The sequence below is a fragment of the Bradyrhizobium sp. CB3481 genome (assembly GCF_029714305.1).
GTDB lineage: Bacteria > Pseudomonadota > Alphaproteobacteria > Rhizobiales > Xanthobacteraceae > Bradyrhizobium.
In genome coordinates this window covers 2,915,793-2,941,179 of record NZ_CP121647.1, presented here as the reverse complement: position 1 = coordinate 2,941,179, position 25,387 = coordinate 2,915,793, and the positions used below count along the sequence as shown (strand labels likewise).

At 63.7% G+C, this 25,387-nt stretch carries 22 protein-coding genes; 5 read left to right on the top strand and 17 right to left on the bottom strand.

The window, feature by feature from the left end; translation table 11 throughout:
• Positions 1 to 213: 213 nt before the first annotated feature.
• Positions 214 to 1,842 carry a caspase family protein gene (locus QA643_RS13970; RefSeq protein WP_283033737.1) on the top strand — a complete coding sequence of 543 codons (1,629 nt, stop codon included), beginning with the start codon at positions 214 to 216 and terminating at the stop codon, positions 1,840 to 1,842.
• Positions 1,843 to 2,049: 207 nt separating this feature from the next.
• Here QA643_RS13970 and QA643_RS13965 read toward each other — a convergent pair whose 3' ends face one another.
• From QA643_RS13965 to QA643_RS13925, 9 genes are all read right to left on the bottom strand, one after another.
• Positions 2,050 to 2,406: a hypothetical protein gene (locus tag QA643_RS13965; protein WP_283033736.1), complete on the bottom strand. Its 357-nt coding sequence runs from the start codon at positions 2,404 to 2,406 to the stop codon at positions 2,050 to 2,052.
• A gap of 177 nt (positions 2,407 to 2,583) precedes the next feature.
• Positions 2,584 to 3,342, bottom strand: coding sequence for a hypothetical protein (locus tag QA643_RS13960; RefSeq protein WP_283033735.1), 759 nt, complete (start codon positions 3,340 to 3,342; stop codon positions 2,584 to 2,586).
• A 24-nt stretch (positions 3,343 to 3,366) separates the two neighbouring features.
• Positions 3,367 to 4,791: a sigma-70 family RNA polymerase sigma factor gene (locus tag QA643_RS13955; protein WP_283033734.1), complete on the bottom strand. Its 1,425-nt coding sequence runs from the start codon at positions 4,789 to 4,791 to the stop codon at positions 3,367 to 3,369.
• Between the two features lie 182 nt (positions 4,792 to 4,973).
• Positions 4,974 to 6,470, bottom strand: a complete 1,497-nt coding sequence (locus QA643_RS13950) for an ABC transporter substrate-binding protein (protein ID WP_283033733.1) — start codon at positions 6,468 to 6,470, stop codon at positions 4,974 to 4,976.
• A 53-nt stretch (positions 6,471 to 6,523) separates the two neighbouring features.
• Positions 6,524 to 7,549: an oligopeptide/dipeptide ABC transporter ATP-binding protein gene (locus tag QA643_RS13945; protein ID WP_283034799.1), complete on the bottom strand. Its 1,026-nt coding sequence runs from the start codon at positions 7,547 to 7,549 to the stop codon at positions 6,524 to 6,526.
• 2 nt (positions 7,550 to 7,551) lie between these two features.
• The gene (locus tag QA643_RS13940) at positions 7,552 to 8,565 is read right to left on the bottom strand and encodes an ABC transporter ATP-binding protein (RefSeq protein WP_283033732.1); all 1,014 of its coding nucleotides are present in this window, start codon (positions 8,563 to 8,565) and stop codon (positions 7,552 to 7,554) included.
• 2 nt (positions 8,566 to 8,567) lie between these two features.
• Complete coding sequence (locus tag QA643_RS13935; RefSeq protein ID WP_283033731.1) at positions 8,568 to 9,461, bottom strand: ABC transporter permease; 894 nt, start codon at positions 9,459 to 9,461, stop codon at positions 8,568 to 8,570.
• Complete coding sequence (locus tag QA643_RS13930) at positions 9,458 to 10,408, bottom strand: ABC transporter permease (RefSeq protein WP_283033730.1); 951 nt, start codon at positions 10,406 to 10,408, stop codon at positions 9,458 to 9,460. The genes QA643_RS13935 and QA643_RS13930 overlap by 4 nt, the downstream gene beginning before the upstream one ends.
• Positions 10,409 to 10,450: 42 nt before the next feature.
• Positions 10,451 to 11,878 carry an amidase gene (locus tag QA643_RS13925; protein ID WP_283033729.1) on the bottom strand — a complete coding sequence of 476 codons (1,428 nt, stop codon included), beginning with the start codon at positions 11,876 to 11,878 and terminating at the stop codon, positions 10,451 to 10,453.
• 107 nt (positions 11,879 to 11,985) lie between these two features.
• Here QA643_RS13925 and QA643_RS13920 point away from each other — a divergent pair, with 107 nt between their 5' ends.
• A complete protein-coding gene (locus QA643_RS13920) occupies positions 11,986 to 12,873 on the top strand; it encodes a LysR family transcriptional regulator (RefSeq protein ID WP_283033728.1) in 888 nt (295 codons plus the stop codon).
• A 3-nt stretch (positions 12,874 to 12,876) separates the two neighbouring features.
• On the opposite strand, the gene ald is transcribed toward QA643_RS13920, so the two are convergent.
• A complete protein-coding gene (ald, locus tag QA643_RS13915; protein ID WP_283033727.1) occupies positions 12,877 to 13,992 on the bottom strand; it encodes an alanine dehydrogenase in 1,116 nt (371 codons plus the stop codon).
• Positions 13,993 to 14,133: 141 nt separating this feature from the next.
• Between ald and QA643_RS13910 the strand changes: the two genes are divergently transcribed.
• Positions 14,134 to 14,607: an Lrp/AsnC family transcriptional regulator gene (locus tag QA643_RS13910; protein WP_283033726.1), complete on the top strand. Its 474-nt coding sequence runs from the start codon at positions 14,134 to 14,136 to the stop codon at positions 14,605 to 14,607.
• Positions 14,608 to 14,832: 225 nt separating this feature from the next.
• Here the strand turns inward: QA643_RS13910 and QA643_RS13905 are convergent, their stop codons facing one another.
• On the bottom strand, positions 14,833 to 15,855 hold the full coding sequence (locus QA643_RS13905) for a YafY family protein (protein ID WP_283033725.1): 1,023 nt from the start codon (positions 15,853 to 15,855) through the stop codon (positions 14,833 to 14,835).
• Positions 15,856 to 15,942: 87 nt separating this feature from the next.
• On the opposite strand from QA643_RS13905, the gene QA643_RS13900 reads away from it, so the two are divergent.
• On the top strand, positions 15,943 to 16,587 hold the full coding sequence (locus QA643_RS13900; RefSeq protein WP_283033724.1) for a glutathione S-transferase family protein: 645 nt from the start codon (positions 15,943 to 15,945) through the stop codon (positions 16,585 to 16,587).
• Between the two features lie 236 nt (positions 16,588 to 16,823).
• On the top strand, positions 16,824 to 18,134 hold the full coding sequence (locus QA643_RS13895) for an ABC transporter substrate-binding protein (protein WP_283033723.1): 1,311 nt from the start codon (positions 16,824 to 16,826) through the stop codon (positions 18,132 to 18,134).
• A 150-nt stretch (positions 18,135 to 18,284) separates the two neighbouring features.
• On the opposite strand, the gene QA643_RS13890 is transcribed toward QA643_RS13895, so the two are convergent.
• The 6 genes from QA643_RS13890 to xoxF5 all read right to left on the bottom strand — a co-directional run bounded on the left by QA643_RS13890 (position 18,285) and on the right by xoxF5 (position 25,275).
• On the bottom strand, positions 18,285 to 19,454 hold the full coding sequence (locus QA643_RS13890) for a Gfo/Idh/MocA family oxidoreductase (RefSeq protein ID WP_283033722.1): 1,170 nt from the start codon (positions 19,452 to 19,454) through the stop codon (positions 18,285 to 18,287).
• A gap of 18 nt (positions 19,455 to 19,472) precedes the next feature.
• Positions 19,473 to 20,654 (bottom strand): fumarylacetoacetate hydrolase family protein, encoded by a 1,182-nt coding sequence (locus tag QA643_RS13885; protein WP_283033721.1) that lies wholly within the window; start codon positions 20,652 to 20,654, stop codon positions 19,473 to 19,475.
• A 442-nt stretch (positions 20,655 to 21,096) separates the two neighbouring features.
• Positions 21,097 to 21,666 carry an S-(hydroxymethyl)glutathione synthase gene (gene gfa, locus QA643_RS13880; protein WP_283033720.1) on the bottom strand — a complete coding sequence of 190 codons (570 nt, stop codon included), beginning with the start codon at positions 21,664 to 21,666 and terminating at the stop codon, positions 21,097 to 21,099.
• A 34-nt stretch (positions 21,667 to 21,700) separates the two neighbouring features.
• Complete coding sequence (locus QA643_RS13875; RefSeq protein ID WP_283033719.1) at positions 21,701 to 22,807, bottom strand: S-(hydroxymethyl)glutathione dehydrogenase/class III alcohol dehydrogenase; 1,107 nt, start codon at positions 22,805 to 22,807, stop codon at positions 21,701 to 21,703.
• Between the two features lie 73 nt (positions 22,808 to 22,880).
• Positions 22,881 to 23,396 (bottom strand): c-type cytochrome, methanol metabolism-related, encoded by a 516-nt coding sequence (locus tag QA643_RS13870; RefSeq protein WP_283033718.1) that lies wholly within the window; start codon positions 23,394 to 23,396, stop codon positions 22,881 to 22,883.
• Positions 23,397 to 23,469: 73 nt separating this feature from the next.
• Positions 23,470 to 25,275, bottom strand: a complete 1,806-nt coding sequence (gene xoxF5, locus QA643_RS13865) for a lanthanide-dependent methanol dehydrogenase XoxF5 (protein ID WP_283033717.1) — start codon at positions 25,273 to 25,275, stop codon at positions 23,470 to 23,472.
• Positions 25,276 to 25,387 lie beyond the last annotated feature (112 nt).

Here is a 25,387-nt window from a genome sequence, read left to right as displayed (position 1 = left end):
GAGGCGGCCCTTATGTTTGAAGCTTCCGCTCATCGCCGGCTAAGCCCCCGTGGTGGAATTCGCGGCCTGTCGACCCACAGCGTGCACATTATCCGGCCACAGAGCTCCCAAACAATGGCTTGACGGATAATGGCGCTCAATCACCGAGCAATTTTGGCCAACCGGAGGAGAAAGCCGCTCCATGCGCCCGCCAAAGCATCGACGAGAACTGCCATGTCGAAAATAAACGCGTGCCTTGCGATCCTCGCGTTGAGCGTCGCGATCGGCTTCGCCACGACCGCGCGCGCGGAGAAACGCGTCGCCCTGCTGGTCGGCAACAACGCCTATCAGAGTGTCCCGCGGCTGCAGACCGCCGTCAACGACGCCCGCGCGGTCGGCGCCGCCCTGCGTGGGCTCGGCTTCTCCGTGATCCTCGCCGAGAACCAGTCGCGCCGGGCCATGAGCGAGGCGTTGCTCGCCTTCGACAAGGCGATCGAGCCGGGCGATGTCGCGCTGTTCTTCTTCGCCGGACATGGCTTCGAGATCCGCGGCCAGAACTACCTGCTGCCGACAGACATCCCGGAGGTCCGCGAAGGACAGGAGGAACTGATCAGAGATTCCGCGTTTCCAGCCGATCGGATCATCGACCGGCTGCAGGCGCGCGGCGCCCGCACCGCCGTGCTGGTGCTCGACGCCTGCCGCAACAATCCGTTCGATCGACCAGGCGGACGCGGGCTCAAAGGCAGCGGCGGGCTTGCCGCGATGACGCCTGCCGAGGGCGTGTTCATCATGTTCTCCGCCGGCGCCAAACAGACTGCGCTCGACCGGCTGTCCAACGCCGAGCGCGTCGCCAACTCCGTGTTCACGCGAAATCTCGTCCGCTGGCTGGCGGAGCCGGACCTGACGCTGGTGCAGATTGCCAAGCGCCTGCAAATCGAAGTCAAGCAATTGGCGGCGAGTGTCGGTGGCGACCAGACGCCGGCCTATTACGACCAGGTCGTCGGCGAAATCATCCTCAACCGAAGCGACCGCACCACGCCCGCCGGCCCGCCGACGCCACAAGCGGCGGCGCTGCTCGCCGACGTCGACAAGCGCGCCACCGAGGCCGTGCCGGCTCCTGCAGCCGATCCCGTGATGGCCGAACTCGACGCACTGGCGGCCGCCAAGAGCTGGAGCGAACTCCGCAGCCAGCTGACAACGGTGAAGCCGACGGCGCGCGACGCCCACTGGGCTTCGCTGGCCGAACAAGCCGCGATCGGCGAACTGACCCCACTTGCAACGTCGTCGCGTCCGTTTGGCGATCGGCTGGCGGCACTCGAGCACTATGCCACGACGTTTCAGGTCTTGACCGACAACCCGAAATTCCTGGCCCTGCGCACGTCGGTCGGCCTGTCCGCGTTCGGCGACTGCCTTGACGAATCTTACGGGGCCTCCGAGTGCCGCCGGGGGCTGGAGGACTTCGTGCGCACGACGCCTAAGAGCGGCGGGACGGCGCGCGCCGACCTCGCGCGTGACGCCGCCCGTCTCATCGGGCGCAAGCTCAACCGCTCGGCCGCGGCGCCGTTTTTCGCCGTCGCGGTCGAGGCGTCTGCCGAAACGGATGCGGCGGTCTGCGCGGATCCGGATCTCACGACCGCCGTCATTGCCGCATTCGACCGGCCTCCGGACTGGAATGAAGCCAAGGCCGCGGCGGCGCTCACGGAAGCCTGCTGGAAAACACTCGGCACGGCCGTCGTGGCACAGGTCGCACGCGAGACCAGCGATAATAGCTACTATCTCGGCAACACCTGCCCGATACTGTTGCGGCGCGACGCTTTGACGGGGCTGCGCGAGGCTCGTTGCCGGGAGATTACATCGCGATAGGTGAGGCAATTGGCTGGAGTGCGATCGATTATCGTCGTCGAGCTCGAGTTTCTTATTCTTCGCATGATACTTTCAGAAAACGCGTGCGCCCATCGGGCCGTGGCCCGGTGGGCTCGCTTTTTCCAGATCAAATTGAGCGCAGTCTCTTCGCTTTGACGTGTGCGTCCGCGGAAGATGACTGCGCAACGTTCCGCCCGTGCGGCTACATCAGAACGAGCAGCCGAAGCTTTGCAGCGAGGTCTTGATCGCGTCCATCGTCTGCTTGCACGTCCCTTCCATCGTCGACTTCGCCGATGGATTCTTGGCCATGTCGACCCACATCTTCCGTGTCTGGTCGAGCTGTGCCTTGTAGGTCGCGCGCTGCGCTTCCGGAAGCTTCGAGGTAACGCAAGTATCATACTTCTGCAGGAATTCGTCGCAGGCGGCGATGCCCGTGCTCTGCGCACGCGCAGGTCCGGCGACGGCCATCGCGAGCAGAGCGGCTGCCGTCAGATGCAAGAGAAGCAACGCCCTGCGCGTGCTCGAGTTTGATCCGATCGCAGCCTTCGTCATTGTGTAACGCATTATCTCTTGCTCCTTTGCAGCGTGAGAGTTGGATGACAACATTGGAGCAGACGGACAGGATTTCACTTTTGGTCGCCAACTATTTTGGCGCTTCGCTTGGCTCGTTCTCGTGATTGGAATGCGATGCACCGCGCGCAGCCGGAATGCAGCGCGAACGACTTGAGCATCGCATTCAGATCAGTTCGAACCTGCGGGAGCGGCGCGCTCATTCTTGCCGGCTGCTGCCGGCTTCGGCCCACATGAATCATTGTGTTCGGCCGGCCCCACCGCGGTCGCGCGACGATCATTCCCCGCGTTGTCGGCTGCGGGCTTCCTGGCCTGCTCCGCGTCATTGCACGACTGGGCATCTTTCTTCTTGGCAGGGCTGGACGGGGCCGCCACGATCCCCCGGCTGAATGTGTCACCTGGGTCGCCTGGCTTGATCGCGGTCGGCGTGCCGTCTCCAGCCATCTTCAAGACAGCCGGGACCGCGATGATAGCCAGAGCAGCAAGAGCGAAGCCGGGCCATGCCATCGAACGCCGGTACCAGGCAACTGAAGTGACCGCCGCAGCCGAAGCATGTGGCTGCGCTTGTTCCGACGCCCCAAGAACGCCAGCCGCCCGCTCCACCAAATCAGCCGGAGCTGCCCTGGGTTGCGCCTGCGTTTCGTCGAGCAATGCCACCGCGGCCGCCAGCTCCGCACGGGCCACCGGATCGCTGACAAGTCTTGCGGCGACCGCCTCCCACTCCGCCCGCGATAAGGAACCGTCGAGAAACGCAGCAATCTGCGCATTGTCGATCTCGCCCCATTGAGCCGCAACGGAACCCTGCCCCAGACCCTCGGAGATGGTCCGCGACAGTTGCGCGCGAAGCAGCTCGAGCGCTTGCAGCCGATCGGAACGGTCATCGTCCTCGGCAGGCACAGACGCCGGTTCGTGACTGAGGCGTTCGATCATCGGGCAGAATTCCAGTACCCCTGTTCAGACGGACATATTGGCATTTTTTTCCAATTGCACCGTGATTTCTTTCAACCACCTTTGGGTACGCTGTTTCAAACGATAGACTTCCTCGACCGGACACCCCATCAGCCTCGCGATGCCGCGCGCCGGCAACGGCTCATTCGCTGAAAATACGATCTGGAGGTATAATCGCTCATCGGTCGGAAGCTTCTCCGCGGCCGCATTGACGGCGGCGACGAGGGTTGCGCGGCGCTGCTCCTCCTCGAAGAGTAACAGGTGGTCTTCAGGCGTTGGCGAGGAATCGGCGATCGAAAGGCCGCCAGCTTCGCCAAGCAGTGTATCGAGCGAGGTGGCCTCGGTAGTCGGTGACGCACGTTCCAGCCTCACGATACCGGCAAGCCGCGCGACCGACTCGGTGACGTCAGCGACTGTCGGATCTTGCGCCAGCCTGCCGCGCAGCGCGGCGGCGAGCCGATCGGCGTCCAACGGACAGCCCTCCCACACCACGGCCGTATAGATCGCCTGGTCGATCGGTGCCGAACGGACAATCGCCGCCGGCAGGCGCCGTCGCGGCGTTTCACGCCGCACGAGATCGATCAGGACACGATCGACCACGGTCAGGATGTAGCCGGTGAAGCTGCCGCGGCCGCCGTATGAGCGGATGCGGCGAAAATCATTCTCGATCAGCTTGAGGCATACCTCCTGATAGGCGTCCTCGCGGCCGGCTCTCCCGAGCCTGCTCGGCAATTGCCTGCCGATCCGGCTTCGAATGTCAGTTTCGAAGTAGCGCGAGAATCGTTCCCACGCCTCGTGCGGCCTGCTGCTGAATTGTCCCGCCAACTGGTCGGCGAGAACATCACGGGCGACAAGCGACAGATACGTCGTAAGCCGTGAGCGTCCGTCGAAGCCCCGCAGCCTCGCGTAATCATCGGCCTTCAGCGCGGCGACGATGTGAAGGAATGCAGCCTCCCCGTCGGCGCCATTGCCCGCCAGCTTCACGACGATCGACCACAGCGTCGTCGACACGTGTTCGAGAAATTTGCCGGCCGCACCAGCCTCTCCAGTCAGGACGGCATTGACAAGCGCCTGTTCGAAGTTGCCGCTTGGCGGCGACTGCATCTCGGAAGAGACTGGCCGCTCAGCATCAGCACGGTCGGCATCGCTGTCAGGTGGCTTCGCCTTTTTTGGGACCAACAGATTCTGGACCAGCAGGCTGCGCGACCACATGACTTCTTCCCTGACAAACAGCCGACCCGCCGAACGACAGTTGAACAGCCAGAGACTGCGGCCTTCCCGAGTTGGCGTTTTCGTCGCCAAACAACTGGTTTTTGTCGGTAGACAACTGGTACGCCAATCTGGCGAGATTATGAATTGCAGCGATCCGGCAACGAGCGCAGAAATTGAATCTTCAAAAAACGTCCGGTCGAAGCCTGAGGAGCACTCCACTTGCTATGCAAGCGACATCTGTTTGCCGCACCTGCCCTGAGAACGCAGCAATCTTGTCACAAACATGCGCCCGCAGACGCCACGGGCGGCGCTGGTTGATTGCTAAGGCTCGTTGAATTGCAGAGTTGCTGCAGGCGTCTTCGAAATCGCGGGCGGCCGGGATGCCGCCGCCCGCTCTGCGCCTACTCCCAGGACCAGGCCGAAAAGTCGTTCTCGAACTGCGGGACTTCCTTCCACACGCCCTTCAGCTTCTTGGCCGCAACGGTGATCCACTGCGGCTGGAACAGGAAGCCGGCGACGGCGTCGGTTGCCAGCATACGCTGGGCATCGCCGAGCAGCTTGGCGCGCTCGGCCTCCGCGGGCGTTGCGGTGATCTGCTTGTAGAGCGCGTTGAAGGCTTCGTTGTTATAGCCGAGATAATAGTCGCTCTCGGTTATCTTCACGAGATCGAACGGCTCGACATGCGAGACGATCGTGAGGTCAAAATTGTGCGGACCGTTGCCGGCAAAAACCTGCGACAGCCACTGCGCCCATTCGACGTTCTCGATCTTGGCGATGATTCCGACCTTGGCGAGCATGGCCGCGAGGACTTCGCCGCCCTGCCGCGCGTAAGGCGGCGGCGGCAGCTTGAGGCTGAGCTCGAGCGGCGTCTTGACGCCGGCTTCCGCGAGCAGCTTCTTGGCCTTCTCGGGGTCAAACGGATTGATGCCGGTGGTATCGACATAGCCGAGCGATCCCGGCGTATAGAAGCTGCCGATCGGGGTGCCAAAACCGTCGACGGCGCCGTCGATCATCGCCTTGCGATCGATGGCGGCAAGGATGGCCCGGCGAACCCTGACATCGTCGAGCGGCTTCTTGCGCTGGTTGATGCCGACGATCGTCTTGGCCCTGGAGCCGCCGATCAGCACGCTGAAGCGCGGATCGGCCTTGAGCTGCGCCACGCTACGCTGCACCGCGGCCCGCGGAAACACGTCGATATCACCGGACAGCAGCGCCGCGACCTGTGCGGCCGGATCGCCGATGAAGCGGATGGTCACCTTGGAAAGCTTGATCGCAGCGGCGTTGCGATAGTTGGGCCATTTGTTCAGCGTGATCGACGACCCCTTGGCCCAGCCGCCCAGCGTATAAGGTCCGGTGCCGACCGGCTGCGTCACATTGGTCGGTGCGCTCTTCGGCTCGACGATCGAGCCGCCCGCCTGCCCGAGCAGGAACGGCAGGTTCGGCTCGGAATATTTCACGCTAACGACGACCGTCTCCGGATCCGGCGTCGAGACGGACTCGAACGCCTGATACAGGCTCTTGTCCTTGTTGGTCGAGGTCGGCGCCGCGTTGCGCTCATAAGAGAACTTGACCGCGGCGGAATCGAACGGCTCGCCATTGTGGAATTTGACGCCCTTGCGCAGCTTGAACGTATAGGTCTTCAGATCGGGCGAGGCCTGCCAGCTCTCGGCGAGCAACGGCGACACCGAACCGTCCTCGTTGATCTTGGTCAGCGGCTCATAGATGTTATAGAGCGTGACCTCGGCGATCGCCGCAGCCGCCGCATTGGTCGGATCGAGGCCCGGCGGCTCCAGCGTCATGCCCATGACGACGCTGTCCTTCTTGCCCTGCGCCAGGCTCGGCAGCGGCGCCGCAGCGAACGCAGCGGCCACCGCGACAATGGTCAGTTTCTTCAGCATGTCCAGCTCCCGCGACCTATCTCAAGCAAGCTAGTGCAGTCCCGTCCAAAAGGCTATTCCTCTGCCACCACCGGCGGCAGCTCCATCACCGCCTCAGCGTAGTGGCAGGCGGCAAGGTGCGCCGGGCCGACGCTCCGTAGCGCGGGCGCACTGTCGCGGCAATGCTGGTCGGCCAGCGGACAGCGCGAGGCGTAGGCGCATCCGGTCGCGCCGGTCGACTGGGAGGCGATCTGCTGGGCGCCGCGGCGGCGACGCACCCCGCCGGCGCGGGCGCGCGGCACCGCCTCGAGCAGCGCCCTTGTATAGGGGTGGGCGCAATGCGCGAACAGGTCCTCGGGGGTCCCCTGCTCGACGATCCGGCCGAGATACATCACCGCGATCTCGTCGCAGAGATAATCGACTACCGCGAGATCATGGCTGATCAGGATGTAGCTCAGCCCGAACTCATCCTGCAGGTCCTGCAGCAGATTGAGCACCTGCGCTTGCACCGAAACATCGAGCGCGCTGACCGGCTCATCGGCGACGATCAGCTTCGGCTGGGTAATCAGCGCCCGCGCGATCGCGATGCGCTGGCGCTGGCCGCCGGAGAATTCATGCGGAAACTTGTCCATGTCGGCGTCACGCAGACCTACCTGCCTTAGCACGCCGGAAACGCGCTCCCGCAGCGCGGCGCCGTCCATGCGCCCGAGCGCGGTCAACGGCTCGGCGACGATGCGCGCAATGGTCTGCCGCGGGTCCAGCGATCCATAGGGGTCCTGAAACACCATCTGGAAATCCCGCCGGGCGCGGCGAAGCTCATCGGCCGGCAGCCGGTTGAGGTCGCGCCCCATCAGCGACACCGAGCCTGACGACGGCCGTTCCAGCGCCATCACCAGCCGTGCGAAGGTCGATTTCCCCGAGCCGGACTCCCCGACCACGCCGAGGCTCTTGCCAGCCATCACCTGCGCGGTGACGCCGTTGAGTGCATGCACCTGCGCCGCCGGCTTGAACATGCTTTCGCGCGGCAGCGTGTAACGTTGCTCCAGATCCCTGACATCGAGCAGCGGCTGCTCCATGGCCGCCAGCCCCTCGTCCAGCATGGTCATGCTCCCACCGCTCCGACTCGTTCGGCCATTGAAACATCCGTGCGGATACAACGCACGCCATGGCCGCCGCCGACGTCGACTGCGGCCGGCAGCGCTGCGCGACAGCGGTCCTCGACGATCGCGCAGCGGTCGGCGAAGGTGCATCCCGCAGGCAGATCGGCCAATTCGGGCACAGTGCCGGCGATGGTCTGCAGCCTGGTACCCTTGCGCGCGCCAAGGCGCGGCCGGGCGCGGAACAGGCCTTGCGTATATGGATGCCCCATCCGCGTGAACACGGCATGGGTTGCGCCACTTTCGACAACGGTGCCGCCATACATCACCATCATGCGCTGCACATTCTCGGCGATCACGCCGAGATCGTGCGAGATCAGGATCATCGACATGCCGCGCTCGGCAACGAGATCGGCGATCAGGTCGAGGATCTGACCCTGGATGGTGACGTCGAGCGCCGTGGTCGGCTCGTCGGCGATCAAGACGTCAGGTTGGCAGGCTAGCGCCATGGCAATGGTGATGCGCTGGCGCTGGCCGCCGGAGAATTGATGCGGATAGGCATCGACCCGTTTCGCCGCATCGGGAAGCCCAACACGATCGAGTAAGGCAATGGCTTCCTTGCGCGCTTCTCCCGCCGAGCAATTGGTGTGGCGCCGCAGCGGCTCGGCCACCTGGCGGCCGATCGTGTGCATCGGGTTGAGCGCCGTCATCGGCTCCTGGAAGATCATGCTGATGCGGTTGCCGCGCAACTTGCAATAACTCGCATCGGACAGGCCCACCAGTTCGCTGCCGTCGAGGCGAATGCTGCCGCTGACGACGGCGCTGTCGGGCAACAGGCCCATCAGCGCCAGCGCGGTGACGGACTTGCCGCAGCCGGACTCGCCGACGAGCCCGAGCGTCTCGCCGCACTTCAGCGAGAAGCTGACGCCGCGAACGGCCTGAGCGGGACCGCGGCTGGTGTTGAGCCTGACACCGAGATCGCTGACTTCGATCAAGGGGGCGTTGGTCGATCCGCTCATGTTCAACGCTCCCGCGCCAGCCGGGGATCGAGCAGATCGCGCAACCCGTCGCCGAGCAGATTGAGGCCAAGCACGGCGACCGCAATCGCAGCACCCGGGTAGACCGCGAGCATCGGCGACTGGAACAGCAGCGTCTGCGCGTCATTCAGCATGCGCCCCCAGGACGGCTGCGGCGGCTGCGTGCCGAGCCCGAGATAGGACAGCGCCGCCTCGGCGAGGATGGCGAGCGCGAACTGGATCGTCGCCTGCACGATCAGGATCGGCAGCACATTCGGCAGCACATGCTCGATGGTGATGCGAAAACCGCCCTTGCCCGAGGCGCGCGCGGCCAGCACGAATTCCCGCGCCCAGATCGCATTCGCGGAGCCACGGGTCAGCCGCACCAGGGTCGGAATCTGGAAAATGCCGATCGCGATGATCGAGGTCACCATGCCCGGCCCGGCGACGGCCGCTAGCATGATCGCAGAGAGCACGGCCGGAAATGCGAAGGTGAAGTCGCTCATCCGCATGATGAGCTCTTCGGTCCAGCCCTTGCGCGCCGCGGCGATCAGCCCGAGGCACACCCCGAAGGTAAGGCCGATGCTGACGGCGATGACGCCGACCATGATGGTGGAGCGAGCGCCGACCAGCAGCAGCGAGACGATATCGCGGCCCAGCACATCGGTGCCGAGCCAGTGCGCGGCCGATGGCGGCTTGAGCTTGGCGGTCATGTCGATCTCATAGGCCGACCACGGCGTCCAGACCAGCGACAGCAAGGCGGCGCACAGCACCATCATGCTGAGGGTGCCGCCAACGACAAAGCTGCGATGGCGCAGCGCACGGCGCCAGAAGCCGGTCGCAGGCCGCGAACCCACGGTAACCGTACCACCATCGATCGGAACGCTCGGGGTGCTCATAGGTTATGCACCTTGATGCGCGGATCGATGAACGCATAGAGCACGTCGACCACGAAATTGACGATGACGACGATGCCTGCAAGCAGCATCACACAGTTGCGCACCACGATCAGATCGCGGTTGGCGATCGACTGGAAGATCAGCCGGCCAAGCCCCGGCAGATAGAACACGTTCTCGATCACGATCGTGCCTGCCAGAAGATTGGCGAATTGCAGGCCCATGATCGTCATGACGGGAATCATCGCATTGCGCAGCACGTGCCGCCATAACACGTCGCGCTTGCTGAGGCCCTTGGCGCGCGCCGTGCGCACGAAATCCTCGCGCAGCACCTCCAGCACCGCCGAGCGCGTGACGCGCGCCAGGATCGCCGCCTGCACCACCGACAGCGAGATCGCCGGGAGCAGCAGCGACTTGATTCCGGCGATGATGCTGTCGTCCCATCCCGCAAATCCGCCGGCCGAGAGCCATTGCAGCTTCACCGCAAACAGCAGGATCAGCAGGATGGCGAACCAGAAGTTCGGAAGAGCGATGCCGAACTGCGTCAGCGACATCACGCCGACATCGCCGAGCTTGTTGTGGTTTGCCGCCGTATAGATGCCGGCCGCAAGCGCCAGCACGACCGTCATGGACATGGACATGATCGCCAGAGGAATTGTCAGCGTAAGACGCTCCGCGATCAATGCTGCAACAGGCGTGCCATAGACATAGCTGTTGCCGAGATCGCCTGTCAGCATGCCCGCGATCCAGTGGAAGTAGCGATAATAGAGCGGCTGATCGAGCCCGAGCTTGATCGTCATCGCGCGGACGGCGTCGGGCGAGGCGTCGGCGCCCATCAGCATCTGCGCGGCATTGCCGGGCAAGGCATCCAGCACCAGGAAGATGATCAGCGACGCGCCGAAGAGCGTCGCGATCAGCGTCAGAAAGCGGCGCAAGATGAAGACGCTCAAGTCCCTGATCCTTTCAAGCTGGCAACAGCCACATCTGCAATATCAGGCGAAATTCGGCCAACGGCCGAGAATATCTTGCGAGGCCTCGAACAGCGCACTGACCCGCAGCAATTCGACGTCCCCGCGGAATTTCCCGACCAGCTGGATCGCAACCGGCAGGCCATCAGCGCCAAAGCCGCAGGGCAGACTGACCGCAGGATGGCCGGTCATGTTGAACGGCATGGTCCAGGGAAACCAGCTCGGCCGCACGTCACTGAACACCCGGCCGTCGATTTCGATCGTGCCGAACAGGTCCTGATCGATCGGAAGCGCGGTGCGGGTGATGGCAGGCATCGCGAGAATGTCGAACCTCTGCAGCAATGTCTGAATCCGCCGGAACAGCGCGGTACGGTCAAACATCGCCTGCTGATAGTCAACACCGCTGACCTTGGTCGCCAGCGCCAGTTGCTTCATGAAGGTCTCGCTGAGCACCTCGCCATGATCGGCCGCAAGCTTCTCGAACCGCGCACGCCAGGCGGTGTGGTTGATGGCGCGCCAAATCGGCTCGATCTCAAATCCTTCGGCGGACATTTCCTCGATTTCGGCCCCGAGCGCTTCCAGCCTGGTCAGCGCGACCTTGAATGCGGCGGCGACATCGGCCGCGACCGGCCGTCCCAGCGGCGCGAGGCAGAACGCAATTTTGCGCCCGCGCAGGTCGCCGTTCGGCGCCGATCCCTCGACAAAATTCCCGGGCGGGACTCCGATCGACCACGGATCGGAAGCGTCCTCTCCCGACATCGCCTGCATCATCAAGGCGGTGTCCGCGACGGTGCGCGTTGTCGGAGTCACATAGGTCTGATTGCCGAACGCATCCTGCACCTGGCTGTGCGGAATGACGCCGTTGCTTTGCTTCAACCCGACCACGCCGTTGCAAGCGGCCGGAATCCGCGTCGAGCCACCGCCATCGGTTGCGATGGCCAGCGGCGCGATGCCGCTGGCAACCGCAACCGCCGCACCTCCGCTCGAACCACCGCTGGAGCGTGTCGCATTCCAGGCATTGCGCGTGCGGCCGAACAGCGGCGAATCCGTCAGGCACTTGGTGCCGAACTCCGGCGTCGTGGTCTTGCCTATCAGGATGACACCGGCTGCCCGCATTCGCGCCACCGCGACCGCATCATGGTCAGGAACGTTGTCCTTGTAGGGCACCGCGCCGAACGTCGTTCGCACACCCCTGGTGTTGACGAGATCCTTCACGGTGTAGGGAATGCCGTGCAGAAGCGGCAGCGGCCCGCCGGCCATAACCTCCTGCTCCGCCTTCCTCGCCTCGGCCATCGCCTCATCGCCGCACAGCGTGATGAAGCAGTTCAATTCGCCCTGCAGCCGCTCGGCGCGCGCCAGCACGGCATTGATAATCTCGACCGGCGAAACCTGCTTGCGGGCGATCCGTGTGCGGAGCTCGCTGGCCGGCAGAAAGCACAGTTCGTCAGTCATGGGCCTCAAGCTCCGAGGTGGCGTCGACGACGGGAGGATGACATTCGGATTGACTTTCCGTCCAATACCATCGCACAACCGAGCTATACGAGATCGGTATAGCAAAAATGGACCTCCGGCGTCTCCGCTATTTCGTTGCCGTCGCCGAAGAGCGCAGCGTCGCCCAGGCGGCCGTACGTCTGCGCATGGCGCAACCGCCGCTGTCGGTGCAGATCCGCAAACTGGAAGCGGAAGTCGGCACCTCGCTGTTTCGCCGCGGGGCGCGGGGCATGGAGCTGACCGCCGCCGGCCGCGCCTTGCTGTCGCGCGCACGCGAGGCGCTGGCGCTGGCGGCCGAGGGTTTTGAGACCGCCCGCGCGGTGGCGGCGGGACGCCATGGAAGACTATCGGTCGGCTACATGTTCGCGCTCGCCCACGCCGTATTGCCAAGGCTCGTTCCAGAGCTGCGAAGGTCCCTTCCCAAGGTCGATCTTGAGTTCATCGAACTGAGCGCCTCGACGCGCGAGGCGCGGCTGCTCGATCACAGCGTGACGGTTGCGCTGTGCATGCCGGCCATTCGCCACAGCGAGATCGAAGTATCCACGATCGGGAAGCAGCGGTTGATGCTGGCGATGCCGGCCGGTTCGCAACTCGCGCGCGGGGCGGCGGTGCCGGTGAAGAAGCTGCAGGGCCGTCCGCTGATCAGCCTGCCCTGGCCTGCCGAAGACCCCGCGACATCCGTTGTCACCTCACTCCTGAGGCGGCATCAGGTCAGCATGCCCGTCGCGAACCGGGTGGAGACGGTGCATTCGGCGCTCAGCCTCGTCCTTGCCGGAGAAGGCATGGCGATCGTTCCCGCGTGCTCCCAGCTCGGCGCCCCGACCGGCGTCGTGTTCAGGCCCTTCCTCGATGCCGACGATGCCATGGACGTCGCGGTTTGCTGGCGGAGGGATTCGCTCAATCCGCTCGTCCGCAATTTTCTGAAATGCGCGGAGCGGGTGATCCGTCAGGTCTGATCTTCAAGCCGCCAGAATCGTCTCAGGCTCCGCCGCAGGCAAATTCTGGCTGTCGGCCACCGCGCGATTGGTGATCTGTCCACGGTGGACGTTGACGCCGGCGCGTAGATGCGGATCCTCGATCAGCGCGCGGATGCCCTTCCCCGCCAGCGCGAGGCCGAACGGCAGCGTGGCATTGTTGAGCGCATGGCTCGACGTCACCGGCACCGCACCGGGCATGTTAGCGACGCAATAGTGCACGATCTCGTCGACGAGATAGGTCGGCGCCTGATGCGTGGTCGGCCGCGACGTCTCGAAGCAGCCGCCCTGGTCGATCGCAACGTCGACCAGCACAGCGCGGCGTTTCATGCGGCCGAGTTGTGCGCGCGAGACGAGTTTTGGCGCGCTGGCGCCCGGCACCAGCACGGCGCCGATCACGACGTCCGCCGCGATCACCTCTTCCTCGATCGCCTCCAGCGTCGCGTAGCGGGTGCGAACGCGCCCCTGGAACATCTCGTCAAGAATACGAAGCCGCGGCAGCGAGCGGTCGAGGATGAGGATGTCGGCGCCGAGGCCAGCCGCCATTCGCGCCGCATGCGTGCCGACCACGCCGCCGCCGATCACCGCAATCCGGCTCGGCGCGACGCCCGGCACGCCGCCGATCAGCTTGCCCATGCCGTCGGCCGATTTCCGCAGCGCCGCGCCGGCCGCCTCGATCGCCAGCCGCCCCGCCACTTCGCTCATCGGCGCCAGCAAAGGCAGCCCGCCATGGGCATCCGTCACCGTCTCATAGGCAACCGCGGTGCAGCCGGATGCAGCGAGCCCCTTGGTCTGCTGGGCATCCGGTGCGAGATGCAGGTACGTGAAAAGAATCTGGTTCTCGCGGAGCTGGCGCCATTCCACCGACTGCGGCTCCTTGACCTTGACCACCATGTCGGCAGTCGCAAAAATCTCCGCTGATGTATCCACGATCCCTGCGCCGGCCGAACGGTAGACATCATCGCCTGCCCCGATGCCGGCCCCGGCGCCCTGTTCGACGATCACCTCGTGCCCCTGCGTCACATATTCCCGCACCGAGGCCGGCGTCAGACCGACGCGATATTCCTCGATCTTGATTTCCTTGGGCACGCCGATCCGCATGGGTTTGCTCCTTCTGTCGGATTGTCCGGCTAGGAATAAACTACGTCTGAACAAGTAACGCTTCTCTGCGAATTACGTCTTGCCGGCCGCATTTTGCGCATATACTCTGCGCCATAGCCGCACAAATTAGCGATTTATGGCGTGACCGAGCTGGATCGCATTGATTTACGGATTCTAAGCGAGCTGCTCGCCGACGCCCGGGCAAGCCAGATCGAGCTCGCCGAAAAGGTCGGCCTATCGCCAACGGCCTGCGCGCGCCGCATCCGTCAGCTCGAGGAAAGTGGGATCATCCGGGGCTATCGCGCCGATCTCGAACCGACCGCGCTCGGGCTGGTCACGACCGTTGTCGTCACTATCACGCTGGAAAAGCAGAGCGAGGACTACCTCGCCGCGTTCGAAGCCGCCATCGCGCGCTGCCCCGACGTCGTGTCCTGCCACCTGATGTCGGGCAGCGACGATTATCATTTGCAGGTGATTGCCCGCGACATCGCGGATTTCGAGCGCATCCACAAGCAGCATCTTTCACGCATGCCCGGTGTGGCGCGCATCCATTCCAGCTTTGCGATGCGCGAGGTGGTACGCCGCGCCATTCCCGAGACGGCTTTGCGGCGCTAGAACTTGATGGAATTAGGTTTGATTGCGACCACGAAGAAGGTGCGCCCCCTCTCCCGCTTGCGGGGGAGGGTTGGGGTGGGGGTGTCTCCGCACGCGACACTGCCCGAGTGGAGAGAGCCCCCACCCGGCGCTTCGCGCCGACCTCCCCCGCAAGCGGGAGAGGTGAAGCACCGTCTCCGGCCAAATCGATCTAGCCAAAAATCATCATGCTTTTGGCTGCTTCGGTCAGCTCGATGCGATCGGCGGCGCGAGGCTCTCCGACGCTGGTCCAGCAGCCCTTCCACCGTGATAGCGCGCGGCCATCGCCTGCGCGATCTCCGCCATCTTCTCGCGCAGCTCGGCCGGCTCCAGCACCTCCGCCTCGGCGCCGAAACGCAGCAGCTCGGTTGCCGCATGCCATACGGTCTTTCCGATCGGGAGCACGGCGATGCGCCAGCCGTCGCTATCGGGAGCGTCTTCGATACGCATGCGCGCCTTTACATAAGGCGGGCTCAAGGCATTGAGCAGTTTGACGCCAAACGGTGACAGCCGCAGGGTGACGGTGCTCGGATGGAGTTCGGCCTCGAGCCGCAGCGTCGCGGCCTGCCAATAGGCGGCGAGATCGAAATCTGTGGGGCGGACGAAAGGTTCATCCAGAACGCTGCAATCCAGAATCCGCGCGACACGGTAGGTGCGCACGCTGCCATCGACACTGCCGGCGAGATACCAGCTGCCGCCTTTCAGCACGAGGCCGAGCGGTGCGACGCGGCGCTGCTTTTCCGCCCGCCAGCTCCGATAGCGAATCTTGATGAGACGTTCGCGCAATAGCGCGCCCGCAATCGCGCGCAGATGCACTGGCTCCTCGGCCTCGCCGAACCAGCTTGGCGCGTCGAGATAGAAACGCTCCTGCATGCGCCCGGCGTTTTCGCGCAAGTTCGCCGGCAGCGCCGCCATCACCTTGTTCTGCGCCGCCATCATCGCCGCATCGAGACCAAGCGCAGCGGCAGGGCCCGGCAGTCCCGCCATGAACAGCGCTTCGGCCTCCGGCGGCGACAATCCGTTCAGCCGCACGCGGTAGCCGTCGAGCAGGCGGTAGCCGCCTTCCGCGCCGCGGTCCGCGTAGACAGGGATGCCGGCGGCCGCGAGCGCATCGATGTCCCGATAGATGGTGCGGACCGATACCTCGCAGGCTTCCGCCAGCTCGGGCGCGGTGATCCGCCCCCGGGCCTGCAGGGTGGTGAGGATGGAAAGCAATCGGCTCGCGCGCATGGCCCCTTAAACCATACCTGACACAGGATGTCAGGTATGGGCTGGCATAGAAGGGGCCCGACCGAAGGCAGCTTAAGGAGACCGCCGATGACCAAATCCGACCGCATCACCCTGTATTATTCGCCCCAGACACGCGCCACGGGCACGCGGGTGTTGCTGGAAGAACTGGGAGCCCCCTACGATCTCCATGTTCTCAACATGAAGGCGGGCGAGCAGCGGCAGCCCGGCTATCTCGCTGTCAACCCGCTCGGCAAAGTGCCGGCGATCCGCCATGGCGAGGCGCTGGTGACGGAGCAGGTCGCGATCTACATCTATCTCGCCGACCTGTTTCCCGGAGCCGGCCTGGCGCCGGCGCTCGACGATCCCAGGCGCGGGCCTTATTTGCGCTGGATCGCCTATTACGGCGCGTCCTTTGAGCCGGCCCTGATCGACAAGTTCATGAATCACCCGCCAGCTCCGGTGACGCAATCGCCCTATTCGGACTACGAGACCATGCTCGGCGCGCTCGAGGCGCAGCTTTCCAAAGGCCCCTATCTGCTCGGCGACCGCATCACCGCGGCCGACATTCTCTGGGGCGTTGCCTTCAGCTGGACGATAACGTTCGGCCTGGTGCCGAAGAAGGACGTGTTCGTGCGCTATGCCGAGCGCATCACCTCGCGCCCCGCCTACCAGCGCATCAACGCGGCCGACAATGAAATGGCGGCGCAGCATGCCGCAGCCGCCGGCGCGTGATAGGCGGCGTGCGAAATCTCCGGCACACGCACGGCTTTCTTCGTGTTGCGACGATTGGGTGGCGCTTCCGCGCGCCATCCGACTTTAGTTGATGGGCCTGCCTGCTTCGCAGCGCATTCCACCGCCGCCCCGTGAGCCCGGCGCTGGTTGACTTCCTTCCGCATTGTCCAAATACTTGACCGAAAACCGGCAGAACCGGTCCCGGCGATAATAAAAAACCAGTGGGAGGAAACACGATGTCGACTTCACGCAGGACGCTGCTGAAGACTTCCGCGGCTGCCGCCGCCGCTTTCACCCTCGATTGGAGACGCGCGCAGGCGCAAGCCGAGACGGTACGCATCGGCCTGATCTACGACCTGACCGGCCCCTTTGCCGCCGGCGGATCGGTCGCCTCCTCGATCGGCGCGCAGATTGCCATCGATCTCGTCAACGAAAAAGGCGGCATCGGCGGCAAGTACAAGGTCGCTCCTGTCGCCGCCGACTCGCAGAGCAAGCCCGACGTTGCGATCAATGAAGCCAATCGCCTGATCGATCAGGAGAAGATCGATATCATCAACGGCGTCTATGCGAGTTCGCACGCCGTACCGCTCGCAGCCAAGGTCGAGCAGCAGAAGAAGATCCTCTGGATCACGACCGCGGTTTCGACCGCCGTGTTCAAGGACAAGAACCTGCAATACGTCTTCCGCGCGCAGATTCATTCCGATCAGTACGGCCAGGCGTTTGCGAGCTTCCTCAACGAGCACGCCAAGGCCAAGCTCGGCATGGAGCCGAAGGAGGTCAAGGTCGCGCTGATCCACGAGGACGGTCCCTACGGCGTCGGCGTTGCCGCCGCTGATGAAGCCTATGCCAAGGAGGCAGGGCTGCAGGTCGTGCTCAAGGAAGGTTATTCGGCGTCTGCGCCCGACCTTTCGGTCTTGGTGACCAAGATCAAGCGCGCACGGGCCGACGTGATCTCGCATGCGGGATACAATCCCGACATCACCCTGTTCCTGCGCCAGGCTCGCGAGAACGGCCTCAAGTTCAAGATGCTGTTCGGCGCCGGCGCGGGCTACAGCCAGCTCGACAAGCTGCGGGCAACCTTCGCCGCCGACATCGACAATTTCTGCAACATCGATCCGGTGCCGGCACAACTGCTCGATCCTGCCAAGCTCGCGCCCGGCATCGGCGATCTCACCAAGACCATGGTGGCGCGTTACAAGGAGAAGACCAGCGCGACGGATGTGCCGCCGCACTGTTCGATGGGCTTCAACCAGACCTGGGTCCTGCTCAACAACGTGCTGCCCGTCGCCAAGGAGAAATACGGCGGCTTCGATCCCGAAGCGGTCCGCAAGGCGGCGCTCGACGTCGATATCCCCGTGGGCGGCACCATCCAGGGCTACGGCGTAAAATTCTATCGGCCCGGCACGCCGCTCTCCGGCCAGAACGAGCGCTCGACCCCCGTCGTGATGCAAAATGCCGGCGAGCATATTTCAGTGGTCTGGCCGACCAGCATCAGGACGCAGGACCCGGTCTTCCCGCTGCCGAAATCGTCGGTGTACGCGGCTTAGGCTTACGGTTCGAGGCTTCATCCTTCGAGACGCATCGCTTTCGCGATGCTCCTCAGGATGAGGTCTCCCATCGCGCAAGCTGCCAGACCCTCATGGTGAGGAGCGCGGCCACGCCGCGCGTCTCGAACCACGAGGCCACCGACAGCGCCCTCACAGCGCAACGCGCCTGCCCTCCTCCGCCGCCCAATACCCCGCGTAATTCACCCTGATCGTCTCGAAGGCCAGCGCCAGATCCGAAAGCGGTTGCCGGCCCGTGGCGACGCATTCCATAAAGTCCTGGATTTCCTGCGTGTAGCCGCGCGTCCATTCCTCTTCGAGGCAGACATACTGCCAGCCGGTTTTGCGGTCGACCTTCTCGGTGATGTAGACGCTGGCGAGCTTCTCCTCGCTGGTCTGATAGCTCATCATGTGCGTGTTCGGCGTGATGTTGGCAAACAGGGCGCCGCCGCTGGTATAGGTCTCGATCAGATTGCGCACGCCGCCTGCGATCATGTCGCCGGAAAACACCGTCGCCTTGGTGCCGTCGGAGAAAGTGACCGTCAGCACGCCCCAGTCTTCGACGTCGACCGGGTTTGACTTGATGACGCCGCGCTCATCCGGACGCAGGCACGCCGCCACATTGCCGACGTCGCAGGTGACGCCGGTAACGCCAATCGTCTCACCGCGCGCCGTGGCCTCGACCTGCTTGAGATAGAGCACGGCCGAAAGCGGATGGCATCCCATCCGGATCAGCGAGCCGCCGCCGGTCATCGCCCATTGCGCGGCGTGCGCCGCATGCGAGCCGGAGTGGCTCTCCTCGCCCTTCATGAACAGGACCTTGTCCTTGGTGGCTCTCAGCATCTCGGCCGTCTTGGTGATCGCCGGCGCGTAGATCCAATCCTCCGCATACATGAAGAGCATGCCAGTCTTTGCGATCGCCGCGCGGGTTGCTTCCATCTCCTCCAGCACCCGCTCGTACATCAACGCCTTCGGCACATGCTTGCCGATCGGCGCCATGTCGCCATCGCGCCCGAAATAACCGGCGAACGGCTTTTCGCAGATCACATGCTTGCCGGCCTGCATGGCGCCAACGATCATCGACGCGTGCAGATTGGGTGGCGTGCAGATGTCGATGACGTCGATCTCAGCGTCGGCGATCAGGTCACCAAAGCTGCGATACGCCGTCGCGATCTGGTGACGGCGCGCGAACTCGACCACATGATCGCCTCTCGCCGCGACCGCCCGGACTTCGACATTCACGCCGTAAACGCGCTGGTAGGCGTGCATGTGCAGCTCGGACACGAAGCCGCAGCCGACGAGGCCGATCCTGATTTTCGCCATGCTCGGAACGCCTCCCGCTTATCGCCCGGCACCCTTGCGGCGCATCAAGGCGGCGAACAGCTCGGTCAGGCCGAACTTCCAGGGCTCGCAATCGCCGCTGTGACGCATGCGGTTGGTCAGCCGGCCGAGCTTCGGCGTCGCGACCGTCACCAGATCATTCTCGACGTGCGTGAAGCCCTGCCCCTTCGCGAAACGGTCCTGGATCGGGGCGAACATGGTGCCGAGGAACAACACGAAGCCATCGGGATATTGATGGTTCTCGTTGATGGTCTGCCCGACGATGTCGGCGGGATCGCGGCTGATCTGGGTCAGCGAGGATGCGCCGTGCAGGACAAAGCCTTCCGGCCCCTTCACCTCCAGCGTGATCTCCATCTTCCTGATGTCGTCGAGCGTGAAGCCTTCATCGAAGAACCGCACGAACGGCCCGATGGCGCAGGAGGCGTTGTTGTCCTTGGCCTTGGACAGCAGCAGCGCCGAGCGACCCTCGAAGTCGCGCAGATTGACGTCATTGCCGAGCGTCGCGCCGACGATACGGCCGTCGCTCGTCACCACCAGCACCACCTCCGGCTCCGGATTATTCCAAGTCGATTTTGGATGCAGTCCCGCATCGACGCAGGTGCCGACGGCGGAAAGAACGGGTGCCTTGGTGAACACCTCGGCATCCGGACCGATCCCGACTTCGAGATACTGGCTCCAGGCATTCTGGGAGACCAGCACGTCCTTGACATGCTGTGCTTCGGCCGAGCCCGGCTTCAACTGCGACAGGTCGGTGCCGACAATCCGCGTCACTTCGGCGCGGATCGCTTCCGCCGAATCGGGATTGCCGCGCGCCCGCTCCTCGATGACGCGCTCCAGCATCGACACGGCGAATGTGACGCCGGCCGCCTTGATCACCTGCAGGTCGATCGGGGCCAGCAGCCATGGCTTGGTCGGATCGCGGGTGTCCGGCGGCGTGTTGTTCAGGAGATCCTGCAGCGCGCCGACCCGCTCACCGCGCGCCGCGCGGAGCGCCTTGGCCGGATCGGCGGCGGCCGCCAATTGGCTGGCGGTCGGGAATTCATCGGTGACGTCGAAAACGCCCTCCTGGCGGATTGCCACCACCGACGGGCCAGCCAGATCGGGACGCCAGATCCGCCCCATCAGCGCGGCGCCAGCGGAATCCTCGGGCAGAATATAAGTGGCGTCCGTGGTGATGGGCATCGTGGAAATCCTTTGCTGAGGACAGTCTGCAGTCGGGCGACCTCGTCCATAGAAGGGAACCGCGCGGTGGGTCAACACCCTCAGCGCCGGCCGCATCGCGGCGCAGCATGCAAAATCAGACGATCGGTCAAGTAAGGACGCGCAGCAACTGGATCCGGATAGCTTGGCTACACGGGCGCACTATAGCGGATTTCGATGCCGCCAATGGCGCGACGGTCATGGCGCAGAGCCGCTGGAGTTCGACTGGCGTTTGGTCGATCGCCTGCTATGCCGCCCCTTGACGGCTACTGTGCATGGGGTTGTTTTCGATATTTTGTTTAGGCGGTCAGCACCGCACCGTCGGCCATGGCCGAGTTCCGCCGATGGTGCGGGCCATCGGCGCAAGAAAGCGCGGAGGATCGGCTCCGCGCCCTCTTCAAGCTGTGTCGTTCAAGTAGCCTCGCTAGGCTGCTTTGGCCTTGGACTTCGCCACGTGGCTCGAGATCGCGTCCATCAATGGCGGCGACAGGCAGTCATACGGCTCCAGCCCGAGTTCCTTCAGCCTCGCCCGGATTCCAGCCATCTCGCCCGGCTGGACGCCGGATTCCAGCACGGACGACACAAAGGCGGCGAAACCTGGTGCGGCCCATCCACCTTCCTGGAATAGTTCAGGATGGATGAAATCAAGACCGTAGAAGGGATGACCGGTGTTCTCGATCCGGCCGTACATGTGAGTGCCGCACGCCTTGCAGGCATAGCGCTGGATCACCGCCGCGGGATCGACGACCTGTAGCTTGTCGCCATTCTCCATCACCGTCACATTGTCGCGCGGCACGACCGCGACGACGGAGAAGGTCGCCCCCGAGGGCTTCCAGCATTTGGTGCAGCCGCAAGCATGGTTATGGGCAACGTCGCCCTTGATGGCGACCTTGACCGGCCTGTCCGTGCATTTGCAAACAAGGGTGCCGCCGGCGAAATTGCCAGACCCCTGCTTGACGCCGCTGTCGACCGATGGGTGGATATGAACAGTCATGGGCCTATCCTCCTTGTGTTTGACGTTCCCTTATTCAGAACACGACTACCGAGCGGATCGACTTGCCCTGGTGCATGAGATCGAACCCCTGGTTAATCTCTTCCAGCTTGAGGACATGCGTGATCATCGGATCGATCTCGATTTTTCCGTTCATGTACCAGTCGACGATCTTCGGCACGTCGGTGCGGCCGCGCGCGCCGCCGAACGCCGTGCCCTTCCAGACGCGGCCGGTCACGAGCTGGAACGGGCGGGTTGCGATCTCCTTGCCCGACTCCGCGACGCCGATGATGACCGAGACGCCCCAGCCGCGATGGCAGGCTTCGAGGGCCTGCCGCATCACGTTGGTGTTGCCGGTGCAGTCGAACGTGTAGTCCGCGCCACCGTCGGTGAGCCCGACCAGATGCTGGACGATGTCGCTGACCTTCGTCGGGTTGACGAAATGGGTCATGCCGAAGCGGCGGCCCCAATCTTCCTTTGCATCGTTGATGTCGACGCCGACGATCTTGTCGGCGCCCACCATCTTGGCGCCCTGGATGACGTTGAGCCCGATGCCGCCGAGACCGAACACGACGACATTGGCGCCCGGTGTCACCTTGGCGGTGTTCACGACGGCGCCAACCCCCGTCGTCACCCCGCAACCGATGTAGCAGCTCTTGTCGAAGGGCGCGTCCTCGCGAATCTTCGCCACCGCGATTTCCGGCAGCACGGTGAAGTTCGAGAATGTCGAGCAGCCCATGTAGTGGTAGATCGGCTTGCCCTTGTAGCTGAAGCGCGAGGTGCCGTCCGGCATCAGCCCCTTGCCCTGGGTGGCGCGGATCGCGGTGCAGAGATTCGTCTTCTGGCTCAGGCAGCTTTTGCACTGGCGGCATTCCGGGGTGTAGAGCGGAATCACGTGATCGCCGGCTTTCACGGAGGTTACGCCTGGCCCGACCTCGCGGACGATGCCGGCGCCCTCATGACCGAGGATCGATGGAAAGATTCCTTCACTGTCGAATCCATCGAGCGTGTAGGCGTCGGTGTGGCAGATGCCGGTCGCCTTTATCTCGACGAGCACCTCACCAGCCTTCGGGCCTTCCAGATCGAGTTCGACGATCTCAAGAGGTTTCTTCGCTTCGAACGCGACTGCAGCGCGGGTCTTCATCGTAGGCTCCACATTTGCTTTTCAAGCCGATGCATGGACGAACCGAAATACACGCCCCGGATGTTCGGCATGATCATTTGGCCCCCATGCAGGCTTTTTCCGCCTCAGTATAGGCGTCGGGTTTCTCTTCACGCTTGGCGGGCCGCACGCGGCCGACCGCGTCATAGGCACGGGCACGCAGGTAGACGTAGAGGTCGTCCATGTAGCAGGCGACATTCGGATTATCGCCAAACGCCGGCATGACGCTCTCTTGCGCGGTGTTGACGTTTTTGCGGCCGCTAGCGACGACCCCGAGGAAATCGCCGTAACTCATCGTCTTCAGCGATTGCTGCAACGCCGGCGCGTAAGTCGATCCCATCCCGTCAGGCCCGTGGCAGACGTGGCATTCGGAGTGATAGCGGCGGTAGCCGGAGTAGGTGTACCAATCGACCGTTCCGTCGGCCGCGACCTTGAAAGTCGGGTTGCCTTCCTTGTCGAGATATTTGCCATCCTCGGACTTCACGGCGGTCGGATCAGACGCCTCCGCAAAGGCAATTCTTCCGGGCGCCACGAGCACGAGAGTGGCTGCAATCAACCAGATTTTACGCAAGAGCTCATCCTCGATAACAGATCTAGATCAACCGGCGCGTGGCGAGCCACGCGCCGGACGAGGTGGTCCTGCTTTACTGCGGCAGCGCGAACACTGTGAGCGTGCCACCGAGTGCCGTGTAGTTGCTCAGCGCGGCGTAGCCACCGACGGCGCCGAGGCCCGCGGTCGGATCGGTCAGACCTGCGGCAAGGCCGATGCCCGCCCAACCGCCAACGCCGGACAGCACGGCCACATACTGCTTGCCGCCCTGCTCATAGGTCGTGACGTTGCCGATGATGCCGGACGGGGTCTTGAACTTGTAAAGTTCCTTGCCAGTCTTGGCATCGACTGCCTTCAGATAGCCTTCCAGCGTTCCATAGAACACCACGCCGCCAGCCGTTGCGAGCGCTCCCGACCACACCGAGAACTGCTCCTTGTTCGACCAGACGATCTTGCCGGTCTTGCCGTCCCAGGCAATGAAGTTGCCCATGTGACTCTCGCCCTGAGGTGGATACATCGAGAGTGTCGCGCCGACGTAGGGCTGACCCGCGGTGTAGCTCACCTTGAACGGCTCATAGTCCATGCAGACGTGGTTGGTCGGCACGTAGAACAACTGGGTGTCCGGCGAATAGGCTGCCGGCTGCTCGTCCTTGGTGCCGAGCGCGGCCGGGCAGATCCCCTTGGTGTTCTTGTCTTCGCCGCCCTTCTCCGTCGAATACTGATCGACGACCTTGGGACGACCATAGGTCGGCGAGCTCTTGTTCATGTCGACGCCAGTGGTCCAGTTCACCTTCGGATCGTACTTCTCGGCGACAAGGAGTTCGCCGGTGGCACGGTCCATGGTGTAAGCCAAACCGTTGCGATCGAAATGGGTCAGCAGCTTGCGCTCCTGGCCGTTGACGTTCTGATCGCTCAGGATCATTTCGTTGACGCCGTCATAGTCCCACTCGTCATGGGGCGTCATCTGATAGACCCAGCGCGCCATGCCGGTATCCGGATTGCGCGCGAAGACGGTCATCGACCACTTGTTGTCGCCCGGACGCTGCTTCGGGTTCCAGGTCGAGGGATTGCCGGACCCGTAGTAGACGAGGTTCAGCGAAGGATCGTAGGACATCCAGCCCCACGTGCAGCCGCCGCCGATCTTCCATTGGTCGCCCTGCCAGGTCTTGACGCTGGAATCCTTTCCGACCGGCTTGCCGTGCTCGGTGGTCTTCTCGGGATCGAACATGATCTGATCATCAGGTCCTTCGGAGAAGGCGCGCCATACTTGCTTGCCGCTCTTCAGGTCATAGGCAGTAACGTGGCACTGCACGCCGAATTCGCCGCCGGAAATGCCGATCAGGACCTTGTCCTTGACGACGAGCGGCGCGGACGTGCCGGTTGCGCCCTTGCCCGGATCGCCGTTCTTGGTGCTCCACGCCACCTGCCCGGTCTTGGCATCAAGCGCGACCAGCGTGGTGTCGGCCTGGTGCAGGAAGATCTTGCCATCGCCATAGGCCAAGCCGCGGTTCACCGTATCGCAGCACATCACTGGAATGACGTTCGGGTCCTGCTTCGGCTCGTACTTCCAGACGATCTTGTTGTCCTGCGAAAGGTCAAGAGCATAGACCTTGTTTGGGAACGGCGTGTGGACGTACATCATGTTGCCAATGATCAGCGGCCCGCCCTCGTGGCCGCGCAGCACGCCGGTCGAGAAGGTCCAGGCAACCTGGAGCTTGCCGACATTCGACGCGTTGATCTGATTAAGCTTCGAATAGCGCGTATTGGCGTAGTCGCCGGCCGGCTGAACCCAGTCCTTCGGGTTCTGCGACATCTTGATCAGCTCGTCATTGCCGTAGGCGGCGCCCGCGGCGAATGCCGCCATAGCGCCAAGACAGGTCGCGGATAGCACCTTGCGCATAGTGGTTTCCTCCAGGATACGAGATTTGGGTTTCCGCCGAAACGGCCCACTTCTTCCATTGTTGGTCCTTATTCCTATCCCGGCCCGAAATAGGAAACTTGCCCAAGAGCGA

Excerpts from the sequence above, each read along its gene's own strand:
- QA643_RS13970 (WP_283033737.1), top strand. The coding sequence starts at position 214 with ATGTCGAAAATAAACGCGTGCCTTGCGATCCTCGCGTTGAGCGTCGCG.
- QA643_RS13965 (WP_283033736.1), bottom strand. The coding sequence starts at position 2,406 with ATGCGTTACACAATGACGAAGGCTGCGATCGGATCAAACTCGAGCACG.
- QA643_RS13960 (WP_283033735.1), bottom strand. The coding sequence starts at position 3,342 with ATGATCGAACGCCTCAGTCACGAACCGGCGTCTGTGCCTGCCGAGGAC.
- QA643_RS13950 (WP_283033733.1), bottom strand. The coding sequence starts at position 6,470 with ATGCTGAAGAAACTGACCATTGTCGCGGTGGCCGCTGCGTTCGCTGCG.
- QA643_RS13945 (WP_283034799.1), bottom strand. The coding sequence starts at position 7,549 with ATGCTGGACGAGGGGCTGGCGGCCATGGAGCAGCCGCTGCTCGATGTC.
- QA643_RS13940 (WP_283033732.1), bottom strand. The coding sequence starts at position 8,565 with ATGAGCGGATCGACCAACGCCCCCTTGATCGAAGTCAGCGATCTCGGT.
- QA643_RS13935 (WP_283033731.1), bottom strand. The coding sequence starts at position 9,461 with ATGAGCACCCCGAGCGTTCCGATCGATGGTGGTACGGTTACCGTGGGT.
- QA643_RS13925 (WP_283033729.1), bottom strand. The coding sequence starts at position 11,878 with ATGACTGACGAACTGTGCTTTCTGCCGGCCAGCGAGCTCCGCACACGG.
- QA643_RS13920 (WP_283033728.1), top strand. The coding sequence starts at position 11,986 with ATGGACCTCCGGCGTCTCCGCTATTTCGTTGCCGTCGCCGAAGAGCGC.
- ald (WP_283033727.1), bottom strand. The coding sequence starts at position 13,992 with ATGCGGATCGGCGTGCCCAAGGAAATCAAGATCGAGGAATATCGCGTC.
- QA643_RS13905 (WP_283033725.1), bottom strand. The coding sequence starts at position 15,855 with ATGCGCGCGAGCCGATTGCTTTCCATCCTCACCACCCTGCAGGCCCGG.
- QA643_RS13900 (WP_283033724.1), top strand. The coding sequence starts at position 15,943 with ATGACCAAATCCGACCGCATCACCCTGTATTATTCGCCCCAGACACGC.
- QA643_RS13895 (WP_283033723.1), top strand. The coding sequence starts at position 16,824 with ATGTCGACTTCACGCAGGACGCTGCTGAAGACTTCCGCGGCTGCCGCC.
- QA643_RS13890 (WP_283033722.1), bottom strand. The coding sequence starts at position 19,454 with ATGGCGAAAATCAGGATCGGCCTCGTCGGCTGCGGCTTCGTGTCCGAG.
- QA643_RS13885 (WP_283033721.1), bottom strand. The coding sequence starts at position 20,654 with ATGCCCATCACCACGGACGCCACTTATATTCTGCCCGAGGATTCCGCT.
- gfa (WP_283033720.1), bottom strand. The coding sequence starts at position 21,666 with ATGACTGTTCATATCCACCCATCGGTCGACAGCGGCGTCAAGCAGGGG.
- QA643_RS13875 (WP_283033719.1), bottom strand. The coding sequence starts at position 22,807 with ATGAAGACCCGCGCTGCAGTCGCGTTCGAAGCGAAGAAACCTCTTGAG.
- xoxF5 (WP_283033717.1), bottom strand. The coding sequence starts at position 25,275 with ATGCGCAAGGTGCTATCCGCGACCTGTCTTGGCGCTATGGCGGCATTC.